Below are 13931 nucleotides of genomic sequence, written 5' to 3' on the forward strand. Positions count from 1 at the left end.
AAAGTCATTGTTGGATTAGAATATTTGCGCGCTTTCTGACCTGAATTCTAGGGCCACCATCTCACGATCATCGGCCTCACAGTCAGCCCGTGGATGATGATCGAAAGTACGATAACAACCAGCGTAATGTGGATGAACTCTACGGCGAGGTCTTCCGGCAGGCCAAATACGATCGCGAACATCAGGTAATAGATTGAGCCGATTCCGCGCACGCCAAACCAGCCGACCAGCAACTGCAGCCTGAACGGGATTCCAGAGCCAAGCAGGCCCAGATAAACGCTGACAGGCCGAATTACTGCAAACAGAAACATCGCCAGTCCGACGGACCTGAAGCTCCAGGAGTCTAGAAAGAGCATCCCGCCCAACAATAATACGAGCACCAGCTCCGCCATTCGCTCCAGGGGTTCCTTGAAAAGCAAAGAGCCCTCGGACACCTGGGGCCTCAGCTGTGGCCTTTGCTTCCAGGTGTGATCCATAGATACCGGTAACATGTGACCGTCATGACCAGGGGCGTCCCTGGCTGCGAGCTTGAGTTCCGTTTGCCGAAGAGAAATTGCCGAGACAAAAACTGCCATAAACCCCCAAGCCTCAACGACCAGACAGGTGCCATAAACCACACCGATCAATCCCAGACCAAGAAAGTCGTCCAGTAAAGGGCCTTCGCTCTCCAGGACGCGCTGCTTCTGTACAACATGTGCCAACAACCATCCCAGGGCCAGTCCAACAACCAGGGCCGACAGCGTTGACCACAAAACGTCCTTCAGCACCCAGGTACTGAGCAGTTCAGAACTTGCCGGAGAGCCGATCATGGCCAGCCCCAGCATGACAAACGGGAAGGCGCTGCCATCATTCATGCCGGCTTCACTGGTCAGGGTGAATCGCAAAGGGTCCTGATCGCCCACGTGGCGAACCTGGACTTCCGTTGCCAGCACTGGGTCGGTGGGCGCCAGAATGCCGCCCAGGAGAATGGCTGCGCCCAGGGGCAGGGCAAGCACGTAGTAACCAAAAGCCGCAGTCAGCGCGACACTGATAGTCATGGAGAGAAATGCAAGTCGAATCGGCGCGCGCCATGCCCGCCACTGGAACGGGACCGGCATTTTCATACCGGCAATGAACAGCGACACCAGAACCGCAACTTCGGCCAGCACTTCCAGTAGTTGTGCCTGTTCCAGCGGGTTGAAATGAAAGGCGCCAAGTACTGACGGTCCGAGTGCAACGCCGACTGCCAGGTAGACCAGGGGCGGCGTCAGATGGAAACGCCGAAGAAGGGATGACCGCAGACCTATCAAGATCAACAGGCTTCCAATCAATACAAACCAGGTTGCGATGGTCACGGTGGTTTTCCGCTTGCTTTCGAACGGGGCAGTCGCCGCTTCAGTGAACGGTCGACTGCGATCCGAAAATGGCCTTTACAGGGTGGCGGTAGCCTTGTGGCCGGGGTGATGCGCACTTATGTGCCGTAAAAACTCCATCGTATCCGCCGAGGAAATCTTTGCATCTCCGGCTTTCTTTACGCTTTCGGTGCTCGTGAAGGAAACGATGTCCCCCAGGCTGACCATGCCGCACAGCTGGTTGTACTGATTCACAACGGGAAGACGCCGCACCTCCCGTGCTTCCATCAGCTGGAGTGCTTTCTGAATGGTGTCCTCCGGCCCGCAGCAATAGAGTTCCCGATGGTTGGATATCTCCTCGCCGCGAAGCTCCCACAAGGGTTTGTGTTGTAGCGCAGCGCCCATGGAGATGTCCCGGTCGGTAATGATGCCCACTGGATGCTCATCGTCATCGACCAGTGGAATGGCGCCACAGTCGTTGTTCCACATCAGCATTGCGATGTCCTGCAAGGAGGTTTGTGGGGAACAACTCGCCACTTCGGTAACCATGACTTCGTTGACTTTCATTTGGATTTTCTCCGTCCTTAGGGAAGCGTTCGAATGAATGCCGTCAGCAATACGCCCTTGCGACGTCGGACTCTGCAAACCTCATTGGGCTATCCATCCTGAAGGCAGCGCCGTTTCCATCAATGATCCGGCGCAACGTCCAATGTGAGCTTATATTGGCTGATTGTCCATGACTGATGCGCATCAAAGTGCCCGGGCCCCGGGGCACTGCAGTCCCAGCCATGTTGTTGGAAATTATCCGCCACAGGATCTAATTTTATTGGCAGGGAGGGATCAGCCATGGATCAGGGTAATCTCCAGGAATCGGGCAACAGCTCACCGGAACACAGCGAGGGCATCCGGGTTGGCCGGGAGTTGCTCGCGGCCACGAAGCCGTACGTTGAAGAGTCAGCCGCAACAAGCTGGTGGTACGTCGGCTCTACCTTCGGATTGATGATTGCAGCACTGACGGCCGCCGGGGTGATTCCGTGGTGGCCCCTCAGAGTGGTGTTTTCAGTATTGGGAGGTCTGCTGATGGTACGCGCCTTCATCACCTTTCACGATTACCTGCACGGTGCGATTCTCAAAGACTCCCGGATTGCCTACTGGCTTTTTCACGCCTACGGCGCCCTGACCCTGACGCCAACGCGCTCCTGGCTTGCCAGTCACAATTATCACCACGGCCACGTTGGCCAGATTTCGTCTGCCAGTGTGGGCGCTTTCCCGCTGATAACCGCCCGTATGTGGCGGGAATCAACGTGGTGGCAGCGCTTCGCCTATCGTGCACAGCGGAATCCCATGGTGGTGCTGTTGAGCTACCCCATCGTTTTCGGGTTAAACATTACGCTCATCCCCCTGCTGAAGGACCCCGGCAAACACTTCGACTCCCTGATAGCACTGCTCAGTCATTTCGGGTTGATTGCAGTGCTTTGGATGCTGGGCGGGTTCAGTCTGGTCTTCTTTGTCATCCTGTTACCCATGACCCTTGCCTCGGCGATGGGGTGTTATCTGTTTTTCGCCCAGCACAGTTTCCGCCGCATGAAGATTGCCTCGTCAGAAGACTGGACCTTTTACCGCGGGGCCATGGAGTCCTCAAGTTTCATGCGGATGAATCGGGTTATGCAGTGGTTTACCGGGAATATCGGTTTCCACCATATCCACCATCTCAATGTACGAATCCCTTTCTACCGCCTTCCGGATGTAATGGCGGCCATTCCCGAACTGCAATCACCAATAACAACAACCCTTGCACCCGGCGACATTGCGGACTGCTTCCGGTACGCCCTTTGGGATGAGGACAAGCAGCGAATGGTGTCCTATCGGGAGGCCCGGGGTTGAACGAGGAGGACGAGTCGCCTCACCCGCAGTGCATCAGCGACTCATGTTTTATGCCGGGATTCCACCTTTCAGGAAGCAGATTCCGGCTTGATGATCAGTAGGTTAGCAGGATCACCATGGTGCAGGACGACCTTCGCGTCTGAATTGCCGGCGGTAAACTCCAGAACCTGTCCAGGCCCCAGATCAATATCAACCCGGCAACCATCACCACAGAACAGGCTGATTGAAAGCCTGGCGGTATGGGTATTTTCAATGCTGGCAGATTCGCCGGCACCAATTCTTTCTCCGACATCCGGTAAGTTAGTCATAGGTAGTGAGCTCCCTGCGTGTTTTGGGGACCAGACTGCAATCGTGCTTCTGGTCACTCACATGAAAATAGTACGAGTTGGCTCACGCTGCCGCTATTACGATCAACTTTAATTCAGGGTCAGATACCGTATTCCCTTTCTACCTTCGCCACCCGAACACGAAAGCTGGAATACCATTGCTGGTGACCCAGCCGCTGGGCTTCCTGATGCTCGGCATTGCTTTTCCAGTTGCGGATGGCTTCGAGGCTTTCCCAATAGGAAACCGTAATGCCCAGACCTTCCCGGGCGGACTCCATACCCAGGTATCCGGGTTGCTGGGAGGCCAACTGCGCCATGCGCTCGGCCATTTCCGTATAGCCGTTATCCCCGTCCGTCCGGTGGCTGCTGAAAATAACGGCGTAGTAGGGAGGGGTGGGGGTATTCGCGATGTCTGACATAATATCCTCCGGGCAATTGATGCAATGCAGCGCGGTGTTTTCCAGCTGTGAAAGGATCAGCTTTTGGAATCAACCTTGTTGATCGTGCCCTGGGCCACTGCAACGGTGCGCTCACCGGCCTCTCCATTCGCGATAACGGTGCACTGGCAGACTGCCTGGTTTCTGCCCGACGAGAGGACTGTGGCCCTGGCGACCAGCTTGTCTCCGATCGCAGGGCGGAGGTAATTGATCTTGTATTCGGAAGTCACCGAATCGCCCAGGACAGAGCCCCCGGCATAGGTCAATGCGTTGTCAGCCAGGTAACTGACAACGCCTCCATGAACAAAACCGTGCTGTTGTTTCAACTCCGGCCTGATGGCAAGCGAGAGAACGGCGGTTCCGGGCTCAAAGACCTCCAGCTCGGTGCCGAGCAGGGCGCTGAATGGCTGGTTCTTCAGTATTTTCTTTCCAAATTCCAGTAACTCACTCATTGAATGATCTCTCCTCAGCATTACCGCCGTTAACCCCGTGCTCTGGTAATTGGTCCGCCAGATGGCGCAACTTGTCCGGATTGCGAATCACATAAAGAGCCACTATTCGATTCTCCGCTATAGTGCAAAAGAGACATCGCTGGCCAGAGCCTGAGCGTCTACCGGAGCCTCCAGTGGTTCCAGCAGAGGCTCCGTCAAGGCAAAGTCAGTCACAAATCCGGTACTTCGCATGGTTTTCAAAACGCCGCTTCGTTCGGGTGAGCGTTCCTGAATCCTACGCCAATCCGGTTCCAGGCATTGATGACGCCGATTAACAGCGTCAGATCCACAAACTCCTTCTCAGAGAAGTGGGCGAGGCCCAGCTCATAGTCCCGGGTGGGAGCGCCGGTGTCCTGGAGTCTCGTCAACGCTTCGGTCCAGGCCAGCGCCGCTTTTTCCCGGGGGGTATACAGGGACGATTCACGCCATGCGGACAGCAGATACAGCCGAGCCTCACTCTCACCAGCTGTGCGGGCTTCACTGGTGTGTTTGTGCAAGCAAAAGGCACACCCGTTAATCTGCGAGGCCCGCGTGACTACCAGCTCGATGAGGCTTTCTTCCAGCCCACAACGGCGCACATGGTCGTCCAGCCTGGCCATGGCTGCGATGGCCTCCGGATTGGCTTTGTAAGCATTCAGGCGTTTCTCCATTTTCTGGCTCCTCTGTGATCCATGGATCATTTCCATGGATTTCTACAGAGGTAGACGAATTGGCCCCGGACTTTGTGACATGCCTGAGAAAGCTTATGGCCCGCGAGATCCGTTGAGCGGGGTCCGAGGCCCCCGTTACTTAACCCCTTCGCGCCGCTTCAATGGTCGCAATGTCGATCTTACCCATCTCCATCATCGCCTCGAACGCCCGGCTCGCAGCTGCAGGATCCGGGTCGGCGATGGCTTCGGTCAAAGCCACCGGCGTAATCTGCCATGAGATGCCCCATTTGTCCCGGCACCAGCCACAGGCGCTTTCTTCGCCGCCATTACCGATAATGGCATTCCAGTAGCGGTCGGTCTCCTCCTGATCGTAGGTGGCAATCTGGAAGGAAAAGGCTTCGTCGTGGGTAAAGGCGGGCCCGCCGTTGAGCCCGAGGCAGGGGATGCCGAGGACCATAAACTGCACGGTCAGCACATCGCCTTTCTTGCCGGATGGAAAGTCTCCCGGAGCACGGAGGATTCTGCCCACGGATGAATCCGGAAAAGTCTCCGCATAAAAGCGGGCCGCCTCTTCGGCGCCGCCATCGAACCAGAGGCAAATGGTGTTCTTTGCGTGTTCCATCGCGTTAGCCCTCCTGCCGTAGTTTTTCGCGGCGTGCGAGTTCCGCCGGAGTAGGTGGGTCCATGGCAAAGTCGCCGGTTGCTACTTTGCCATCGCGCACGTAGCGCGCAAGCACTATGCCGCTCGGTGAAACCCGGCTGGCGGCCAGCTTGAATGCGGCTGGTTTGGTGCCATCGCCAAACAGCTTCTTGCCGTGGCCGAGTACGACCGGGAAGGTGAAGACATTGATCTGATCCACGAGGTCGTTCGCGAATAGCGTCTGTAGCAGATCCGAGCTGCCTTGCGTAACCAGCGCAGGACCCTCCTCCTGCTTTAGCCGTGCGACATCGGCCGCTGCGTCATTGAGTGCCACCGAGCCCTGCCAGGTCAGATCGAGCCCTTTCCGGGTTGCAACGTACTTGTTGATCGAATTGAAGGTTTTGGCGATGGAGTCGTCCGGCCCGTCCTCGGCATAGGGCCAGTGAGCGGCAAAAATCTCATAGGTCTTGCGCCCGAGCAGAAGGTCGAAGGGCTGGCCGAACATACGGTCTATCTCTTCGCCAAACACCTCATCCACCATCGGGGCGACCCAGCCGCCGTAGCCGAATCCACCGGTGGGATCTTCTTCAGGCCCGCCGGGTGCCTGCATCACTCCATCCAGCGACACCATGGCACCAACAATCACTTTTCGCATGAGTTCATCCTCCTGGTTTGCGTTCTTGCAACCAGTAGTCGCGTGAGGCACCGATAAATCGACAGCAAGTTTTATTCTGGATGCAAACCCGTTTAGCTGCCCCTCGGCGCAAACATGATGATCGCCATACCCAGCAGGGCCACGGCCGAGCCAAGGATGTCCCACCCGGTGGGCCGGATACCGTCAACCGCCCAGAGCCACAGTATCGCCATAAAAACATAGACCCCGCCATAAGCCGCATACACCCGGCCGGCCGCCGTCGGATGAAGCGACAACAGCCAGGCGAAAAGCGCGAGGCTGAGGGCGCCGGGCACAAGCAGCCAGATGCTTTTGCCTTCGCGAAGCCAGAGGTAGGGCAGGTAACAGCCAACGATCTCCGCCAGGGCGGTGACGACAAACAGACCGAGGGTTTTCAGTTCAGGCACTGGGCAGGGCTCCTGTTGATTGGCTGGCGGCTGTTAGCCGGGTCGATCAGTCAGTCTACTGACCGCAGCAGCGCCCGGTCCAGAGCACTCGGTTCCCCCTAAGTGGTCGGCCACAGGGGCGGCCATTGCCCGTGCTTCCTGATGTACTGTTCGATAGGCTCACTGCGATAACCATTCTGGTACCGCTGCTTCACACTGGGATGGACGAAGGTACGGTTCTGGTCCGGCGCCGGTATTTCCCGGACCAGTTTGCCCAGCAGCTTATACTTGCCCTTGTACTCGTTGTGCTGTTCAGCGGTGGGATGGGTCCGGGTTGGCAGGTTGTTATTGAACACCAGCTGGTGTTTTTCCGCCTCCTCCGCCATCCAGAGCAGGGGAATGTCTGCCAGAATCCGGCCCAGCTTGTCCGGCCCGTAGCCGCCGCCAACGTCCGAGTGCACGCCGGCAAACCACACCTGCTCCAGATCGGTCCCCGGTCTGGGCTCCCAGAGAGTAGGTTCAAAGGGCTCCCGCTGTTCGTCGAGCGAAAGAGCATGGCGTGCCACCCGAACATTGCTGCCGATCTTGCGATCGTAAAACAGATCGCGATCCCGGATCAGCCCAAAGACCGTGAAAGGCAGTCCCAGGGCGCCAACCGTGTCCCACACGCCGACGAACTTGATAGCAGTGCGCTGCTCCACGGAATGCTTTTTCTTCCACGCCATGGAGTAGTCGTCGTTGGCCTTGTGGCTTTTGGTCTTGTAAAGCTTGAAGGCGGTTTCGATCAGCTCGGCATTGTCTTTGCGCAGAACGCTGCAGTTGTTGACCATCCCGCAGAGGCTGCGGGCGGTGTATGCACCCCGGCTGAACCCGAACAGGAAAATCTCGTCACCGGGTTCGTAGTTGTGCACCAGGAAGCGGTAGCCATCCATGACATTCTTTTCAAGGCCATAGCCCGTGGCGCCGGCGCGGATCTCATCGTGGTAGGAGCCAATGCCCCAGTCGTAGAACACCACCTGTTCCACCCCCTCACCATCCGAAGGCCGAATGGCCCGGGAGAACTGCAACACATTGGTAGGAAAATCCTCGCTGAGGTTTTCCTCGGGCCGGTTCCAGGTGCCGTCAAAGCAGATCGCGATACGTTTCATGGGGGTGACCTCCTGTCATCCGGTTCCGTGTTTCCCCGGGGCTGCTATCCAAAGCCCATACCCGGGGTGGGACTCAGCTATTTGTCTCCGTTAAAGCCTTGTATAGGGCATCCAGGCTGTCAGGGCCAGCGCCCAGCCGGACGCAGTTCTCAGAATCGCGCTCCCACGCCGCCGCCGAGTCGAGGTGAAGATGAACATTCACCACCGTATCGAAATCCTCCTCCAGCAAACCGGCGGGCACCCAGACCAGCTCGGTGCCTCTCAGCTGGTTGGGCACCGGACTGCCACACACGGAGCAGAAATCACTGCGATAGCCGGTGGGTTTCTGGAACGAGGTGATCCTGTCCTGGCCTGAGAGCCAGCGGAAATCCTGCTGGTGGACAAAGGTTGCTGCGTTGGCTGCCGATCCGGTGGCCTTGCGGCAGAGGGAGCAGTGGCATTGGTAGAGGTTGGGGAGATCGCACTGGATCTCGAATTGCACTTCGCCACAGAGGCATTCGCCGTTCATTGGTTATTCCGATTAACAGTGGAGTAGGGCCCGTTATGGGTAAAGCGCAACTACAAGCTGTTGTTTCAGTAGCTTAAAGCCAAAGACCTTCCCGCGCACATCAGTTGCCAAGATTCCGGTTGCCATGGGGGTACCCGATTACAGGCGAAACCAACAGGCTATCGAAGCTGGCTGTCCTTACTGCCTCTGCGATTGATGCTGCCGGAGTGGGTCTGCTGCTTCTCATGGGCCGACTGGCAGTCAATGCACAGCCGTACACCGGGAATGGCCTTGCGCCGGGCTTCCGGAATCGGAGCGTCACACTCATCGCAATTCGTGGCGCTCTCGCCTTCGGCTAACTGGCTGCGTGCGCGCTGAATTTCGTCTTCAACGCTTGCGTCGATCTGTTCCTGAACCGCACCATCACGTGACCATCCACCTGCCATGAGCCCCTCCGGAGTCTGGATGACTGAAACCACCAAACGGTATCATTCGAGTGCAGGTGCTCCAAGATTGCCGATAACCCAACGAGGCAACACCATGTCCTATACCAGCCAATATACACCCGAAACGCTCAGCCGTGACGAGCTGGACCAGACCACGGGCCCGATGGTCATCGAATTCGGTACCAACTGGTGCGGGATCTGCCAGGGTGCGCAGGCCGATATCAAGGCGGCCATGGACAATCACCCAGGCGTTCCGCATGTGAAAGTTGAGGATGGCAAAGGCCGGAGGCTGGGGCGTACATTTGGCGTTAAGCTCTGGCCGTCGCTGATTTTTCTGAAGGATGGTGAAGAAATGGTGCGGCTGGTCCGCCCGGAAAACAGCGGCGAGATCGAGGGTGCACTGAAGAAAATTCTGTGAGGACGTGCTGGTAGTGGTAGATGTAAAAGTCTGTCCCGCTTTCGGAGCGGAAACAGGTTTCCTCGATCTATCCTCAGGTTTTGTCCCTCACCCACTTGTCACCTTCCTTGTGGTATTCCTTTTTTACCGCCGCCCAGGCTACCTTGTGGGCTGTTTCTTCCCGCCCTGAATTGCCACGGCGATCTTCAGGATCGCTATATTCTTCCCAGGCGGAATTGAACGCTTTGCGATAAATCTCCTGAGCATGGGCTGGCAAATTGTCTCGTACACTGGCTGGTAGTTCCGAATTGCTATCGTATGGCATTGGTCTCGTCCTTAAAACGTTTCCCTCAGTGACAGCCTAGCAGCTGGTAGTCCCGGGGCCGGCAAAAGCTTACAACTCCAGCACAAGATTTCTGCCGCCAAGAAAAAGCACCCAAACCGTTACCGCAGCCCAGTGAATGATCACCGGAACCCAGATAGACCGGGAAAGCACGTAGGCGTAGCCACAGGTAACCCCCATAGCGCATACGATGACCAGAAACCACGGATCCAGGAAAAGAGGAACAGCGGTGGGGTTAAACGCCAGCGCATTGAACGGATGCCACAGAACGAAGACCAGTGTGCTGATTGCCACACTCCAGACAGCTTTCAAGTGCCCCGATGCCAGGATGTTTCTGGGTATAAGTACGCCCCTGAAGAAGGCCTCTTCGAGCATCGATGGGAACACGAACAATATGATGGGTAGCACGGGCGTGATTGGCGAGTCCAGCCACCCGAATTGGAAAAAACCGGCGCCGAAACCAACGGATACCGATAGGATTGCGAACACTGGGACCAGTGCCCAGGCCTTCAACGGGGCCTGGAAAGGGGAGGTCAGGAAACCCTGGCCAAGGTTGTTGCCGAGGGACTTTACAGGCTTTGCTGAAATCATAGGGTTACGGATTCAGAAAATAGATCTGTTCCGGTCTTCTCGCCCAGTCACTTGTCGTGTGATGGTCGCTCACTCTGGCAGACCCTCGAATTTTGGCACGTCTCCTAACTCCCCATCCCAAGTAGCTTTGCTGGATGAAAAAATGTGCGCAGTTGGCAACATAGAGAGTTCAGTGTCCAAACACCCTGCGGGAACGACGAGCAAACCTGCGATCTGAGTGCTTGGCAATGCTGAACCACACAACTTACAAAAGCTTTTGTTGTGACGAGTGCCTGGAAGCGTAAAGGAAGTTACAGCATCTGCACCCGACTGCCAGATCAATTTAGCTGACCGTGAGAACAGATTTGCCGCATGAGCAGAACCCGTATCTTTTTGGCAACGTAGACAATGACACAGGTAAAAGCTGTCGAAGTCACCTTCTACCTCAAAGTTCACCGTGCCGCACAGACAAGAACCGAAATGATTAGTCATCAGAACTCCTTCCATGGCCACTGGGTGAAATACAACGAGGCTGTAGAAAAACCCGGTTCCGAGTCGTTCCCAGCGCCTGGTTCTTAAAATTTTTGTAGCGGCCATCAGCTAGCTGATTATCGCCATTCCAATGTTCAGCCATCAGTTTCGGCCCTTTGACGGTCTCAGTGCCGGTATTACTAGCATTCAGCGACCACATTTCTGGCCTTCCACCCTCGGCATTACGCCGCCAACCGCCCGTAATTCGCCAGCTTCTCAATATTGTGCACCAGGCAGTATAGCTGCCACTGGCTCTGTACTTTCTTCCTGCCTCGCAGGCTGAAGCGGTTCAGTCGCTTCGTGGTACCAATGTTACCGAACACCGGCTCCACGACCGACATCCGGTGACTATAGATTTCCTTGCCTTGCTGGCTATCCACACGGTGTTTCATCCAATCCGTGTAGGTCGGCAGGCGCTTGTTCTCAATGATGAATGATACCTGCCGACCTTTGCCTTTCCGGTGATTGGCAGCCTTCGGGTTCTGCATGCACTGGTGCTTCTTCGGGCAGTGTCGGCATTGCAAAAGGCGGCCCTGGAAGTAGGCCCGACTCAGGCCATTTTGGTCCGTGCGAGTGGCATGGTATTTCAGGCTCTCACCCGCCGGGCAAAGGCAGGTCAGGCTGACCGGATCGAACTGGAATTCACTGGCCGGAATAATGTCTTTCCAGCCCGTATCCGGCTGGTTCTGATGGCGCTTGCCATACTTGTCTTTCTGGTTCTGGAACTTCGGATCACGGCTGCGGAACCGGTTGTCCGGCACGTAGCCATTGATCTGCCGTTCGTGCAGGTACTTCATGTTGGCTTCGTTGGCGAAGCCGGTATCAGCGGTAACGATGGTACCTTGCTGGTAGATGTTGTCGGCGATACCCAGTTTCTTGAAGCGGGCTTCCACGCTCTCCACTACCGGTTGCAGGGTGTGGTGTTCCTGGCCTTCGCCAAAGGCCTGGGCGTCGATGATGATCTGGTGTTTCTTGTCCACCGTGGCCACGCCGTTATAGCCCTGAATCGTGCCCTTGCTGGTGGTCATCTTGGCGCTTTCGTTATCGGTGATGTTGCTCTTCACTTCCTTGCTCCGCTTCCCCCGGCCCATCCTTGGGCGGTTCGTCTTTAGGAAGCGGTCGACTTTCTTTGCGGCCTCATCCAGGGAGAGGATGGTCTTCGCTCGTCGGATATCCCGGTCCAGTTCGGCCTCGGTCTCAGCCTCGTCCCGCTCGTGATGGGCCTCGAGGTGATGGCGAACCAGCCGTCGCAGCTTGGCGCGTTTCTCTTCCAGTTCTTTGAAGGTGCCGGACCATTCCTTGGCCGCATTCGACGACATCTTGCAGCCGTCGATGGCAAAGAGTTCGTTGCCCAGCAGGCCCTGGTCGTGGCAGACCAACAATACCTGCTCGAACAACTCTTCGATCTCATCCGAGTGGCTGCTGACGAACTTGGCCAAGGTGGTGAAGTGCGGAACGGTATCGCAGGATAACGCTTTGAAGATGATGTTGGTCTCGCAGCACCACTGCATCTCGCGACTGGAAGTAATGCCCTTGGAGTAGGCGAACAGGATGATCTTCAGGAGGATGGCCGGATCGTAGGCCAGCCGGCCGGTGTCTTCGTTGCGGTACTTGGGATGGAATACCGACAGGTCCAGCTTGTGCTCGATCAGGTAGTGCACCGCGTGTTCAAAGGTGCCGGGCTGAAGCTGTTCCTGGTAGTTGATCACGACCATCGCGTCTTGGTCGTAGCTGTAGTGCTTGAAGCGGGGCATGCCGACCTTCCGTTGATCCGTTTTCTGCATCCTATCAAAGCCAAGCGCTGGTTTTTGGGAGTTTTTCTACAGCCTCAACGCGGAAATAAGCGGCGGCTCGTCAGGGGAGTCCGGTGGACGGCCACCAGGCCGGGAATGGTATTCCCCCAAATAATTGGACACGCCCCCATCAGTTAGCGCTCGTCACGACATAGCCAAAGATATCGTCTGTAAGACGCTCACAACTGTCAGGAACCCACCAATTACGGTAAGTCTTCTGTTAGAGAGATCGATCCCCTGAATCAGGATAAAGCTCCCAACCGCGCCGCTGAAAAAACCTCCGCTGAACTGAGAACCACCAACCGCAAAGACAAACACCAAGTAAACCACTGCCAGGAAATACAGCAATACTCGTAGCGGCTTGACCTCAAAACGCTTGTAGTAGGCCTGGTCTTCTGGGGAAAGTTCTTCTTTGCTCACTGAAAACTCCCTTGAGCCTTTAACGCCTGCAGCAGGGGCGCGACGCTAGGAGCGTCCCTTGCCTGCACTGGTTATGTTTTAGAGCGAATCCGCAACCTGGAATCCACGCTCTGTGATCTCGAATATTTCTCCTTTGATGCCTCGCTCTACGACCAAGTCCGCTTCAATCAACTGTTGTAGGGCTGCCTCCCATTGGGCGACGACTCTGCGATTCTGATCGTTGATCAAATTCTTGCCGTTCGTTTGAAGGTCAGTACCCCCAAGGTGGCGGAGATGCATGATCACACCATGCCCATCCAAGCTGGCCTCTTTTAGCAACATTCTGGCTTCCTCCGATAACTCCGGTAACTGGGAATCGTCAGGAAGCGGGATGGGATCTATAAACGAGGCTTCTTCCGCAGAGGCAAACAGTTGATGCTCATTCAACTTTAATTGGAGGTGCCGATAGAACTTTTCCTTGAACTGAGAGTGGCTGTCATAGACCTCGTATAGCCCTCGATCTTTGCAGGAGGACTTAAACCTTTTTAGCTCTTGGTATTGCCCCTCATCAACACTATCAAGGCGTGCAGGTTGCTCCGAGAAATACAACATTGCCTGCTTTCCCGATGATATGTGCCGCTCAATTTCTTCGACAGTTCCACTCGCGTAATCCTGCGTTTGTGTTCCGATTCGGGTCCAAAAAACGCCGACCAATAGATCGCCTTTATCCAGCACCTGATCATTTATGATTGATTGAGCTGAATCTCCCATTTCAGGGGATGAATGTGACTCCCAGCCAGTCGGCAGTAGAACAATCTTGCGGGTCGAAGAATGGACGGCATTCCATTCAGCAATGACTTCCCGAACGATAGCCCTCTCGGAGGCGACATCTCCGGGTGAGGCGATCATCACGTTATAAACCGTTGCCCTGTAGCTCATAGGAAATCCATTTGTTTGAAAACATAACAGCGTATTCGATAGACGTATTCATGATTACTG

20 protein-coding genes are annotated in these 13931 nt (G+C 55.9%); 2 read left to right on the forward strand and 18 right to left on the reverse strand.

The annotated features are described in order from the left end of the window. Nucleotides 1–47: 47 nt before the first annotated feature. Together ACQUTG_RS05990 and ACQUTG_RS05995 are read right to left on the reverse strand one after the other, a co-directional pair. Nucleotides 48–1334, reverse strand: a complete 1287-nt coding sequence (locus ACQUTG_RS05990) for a cation:proton antiporter (RefSeq protein ID WP_428918536.1) — start codon at nt 1332–1334, stop codon at nt 48–50. A gap of 75 nt (nt 1335–1409) precedes the next feature. Continuing rightward, nucleotides 1410–1898, reverse strand: coding sequence for a CBS domain-containing protein (locus ACQUTG_RS05995; RefSeq protein ID WP_428918537.1), 489 nt, complete (start codon nt 1896–1898; stop codon nt 1410–1412). A gap of 279 nt (nt 1899–2177) precedes the next feature. Between ACQUTG_RS05995 and ACQUTG_RS06000 the strand changes: the two genes are divergently transcribed. Beyond that, entirely contained in the window at nt 2178–3215 is a 1038-nt protein-coding gene (locus tag ACQUTG_RS06000; protein WP_428918538.1) for a fatty acid desaturase family protein, read from the forward strand. Nucleotides 3216–3283: 68 nt separating this feature from the next. Here ACQUTG_RS06000 and ACQUTG_RS06005 read toward each other — a convergent pair whose 3' ends face one another. From ACQUTG_RS06005 to ACQUTG_RS06050, 10 genes are all read right to left on the reverse strand, one after another. Then, nucleotides 3284–3523 carry a hypothetical protein gene (locus ACQUTG_RS06005; RefSeq protein WP_428918539.1) on the reverse strand — a complete coding sequence of 80 codons (240 nt, stop codon included), beginning with the start codon at nt 3521–3523 and terminating at the stop codon, nt 3284–3286. A 119-nt stretch (nt 3524–3642) separates the two neighbouring features. Further along, nucleotides 3643–3960 carry an antibiotic biosynthesis monooxygenase family protein gene (locus ACQUTG_RS06010; protein WP_428918540.1) on the reverse strand — a complete coding sequence of 106 codons (318 nt, stop codon included), beginning with the start codon at nt 3958–3960 and terminating at the stop codon, nt 3643–3645. A 56-nt stretch (nt 3961–4016) separates the two neighbouring features. Next, entirely contained in the window at nt 4017–4430 is a 414-nt protein-coding gene (locus tag ACQUTG_RS06015; protein ID WP_428918541.1) for a PaaI family thioesterase, read from the reverse strand. A gap of 236 nt (nt 4431–4666) precedes the next feature. After that, entirely contained in the window at nt 4667–5119 is a 453-nt protein-coding gene (locus ACQUTG_RS06020) for a carboxymuconolactone decarboxylase family protein (RefSeq protein ID WP_428918542.1), read from the reverse strand. Nucleotides 5120–5258: 139 nt separating this feature from the next. Beyond that, a complete protein-coding gene (locus tag ACQUTG_RS06025; protein ID WP_428918543.1) occupies nt 5259–5741 on the reverse strand; it encodes a VOC family protein in 483 nt (160 codons plus the stop codon). Between the two features lie 4 nt (nt 5742–5745). Then, nucleotides 5746–6414: a dihydrofolate reductase family protein gene (locus tag ACQUTG_RS06030; RefSeq protein ID WP_428918544.1), complete on the reverse strand. Its 669-nt coding sequence runs from the start codon at nt 6412–6414 to the stop codon at nt 5746–5748. A gap of 92 nt (nt 6415–6506) precedes the next feature. Next, a complete protein-coding gene (locus tag ACQUTG_RS06035; RefSeq protein ID WP_428918545.1) occupies nt 6507–6839 on the reverse strand; it encodes a YnfA family protein in 333 nt (110 codons plus the stop codon). 98 nt (nt 6840–6937) lie between these two features. Continuing rightward, on the reverse strand, nt 6938–7966 hold the full coding sequence (locus ACQUTG_RS06040; RefSeq protein WP_428918546.1) for a DUF2235 domain-containing protein: 1029 nt from the start codon (nt 7964–7966) through the stop codon (nt 6938–6940). Between the two features lie 73 nt (nt 7967–8039). Beyond that, nucleotides 8040–8474, reverse strand: a complete 435-nt coding sequence (locus tag ACQUTG_RS06045; protein ID WP_428918547.1) for a GFA family protein — start codon at nt 8472–8474, stop codon at nt 8040–8042. 158 nt (nt 8475–8632) lie between these two features. Continuing rightward, a complete protein-coding gene (locus tag ACQUTG_RS06050) occupies nt 8633–8899 on the reverse strand; it encodes a DksA/TraR family C4-type zinc finger protein (protein WP_428918548.1) in 267 nt (88 codons plus the stop codon). A 19-nt stretch (nt 8900–8918) separates the two neighbouring features. Between ACQUTG_RS06050 and ACQUTG_RS06055 the strand changes: the two genes are divergently transcribed. Next, the gene (locus ACQUTG_RS06055; RefSeq protein WP_428918549.1) at nt 8919–9317 is read left to right on the forward strand and encodes a thioredoxin family protein; all 399 of its coding nucleotides are present in this window, start codon (nt 8919–8921) and stop codon (nt 9315–9317) included. Nucleotides 9318–9390: 73 nt separating this feature from the next. On the opposite strand, the gene ACQUTG_RS06060 is transcribed toward ACQUTG_RS06055, so the two are convergent. The 6 genes from ACQUTG_RS06060 to ACQUTG_RS06085 all read right to left on the reverse strand — a co-directional run bounded on the left by ACQUTG_RS06060 (nt 9391) and on the right by ACQUTG_RS06085 (nt 13871). Then, nucleotides 9391–9621, reverse strand: coding sequence for a ChaB family protein (locus ACQUTG_RS06060; protein WP_428918550.1), 231 nt, complete (start codon nt 9619–9621; stop codon nt 9391–9393). 69 nt (nt 9622–9690) lie between these two features. Beyond that, nucleotides 9691–10230, reverse strand: a complete 540-nt coding sequence (locus tag ACQUTG_RS06065) for a CPBP family glutamic-type intramembrane protease (protein WP_428918551.1) — start codon at nt 10228–10230, stop codon at nt 9691–9693. Nucleotides 10231–10299: 69 nt separating this feature from the next. Next, entirely contained in the window at nt 10300–10701 is a 402-nt protein-coding gene (locus ACQUTG_RS06070; RefSeq protein ID WP_428918552.1) for a GFA family protein, read from the reverse strand. Between the two features lie 221 nt (nt 10702–10922). Next, complete coding sequence (locus ACQUTG_RS06075) at nt 10923–12494, reverse strand: IS1182 family transposase (RefSeq protein ID WP_428918553.1); 1572 nt, start codon at nt 12492–12494, stop codon at nt 10923–10925. Nucleotides 12495–12677: 183 nt separating this feature from the next. Further along, the gene (locus tag ACQUTG_RS06080) at nt 12678–12953 is read right to left on the reverse strand and encodes a hypothetical protein (RefSeq protein ID WP_428918554.1); all 276 of its coding nucleotides are present in this window, start codon (nt 12951–12953) and stop codon (nt 12678–12680) included. 78 nt (nt 12954–13031) lie between these two features. Next, entirely contained in the window at nt 13032–13871 is an 840-nt protein-coding gene (locus tag ACQUTG_RS06085) for a DUF4062 domain-containing protein (protein WP_428918555.1), read from the reverse strand. Nucleotides 13872–13931 lie beyond the last annotated feature (60 nt).

Source organism: Marinobacter sp. DUT-1, assembly GCF_050379415.1.
Classification (GTDB): Bacteria; Pseudomonadota; Gammaproteobacteria; order Pseudomonadales; family Oleiphilaceae; genus Marinobacter.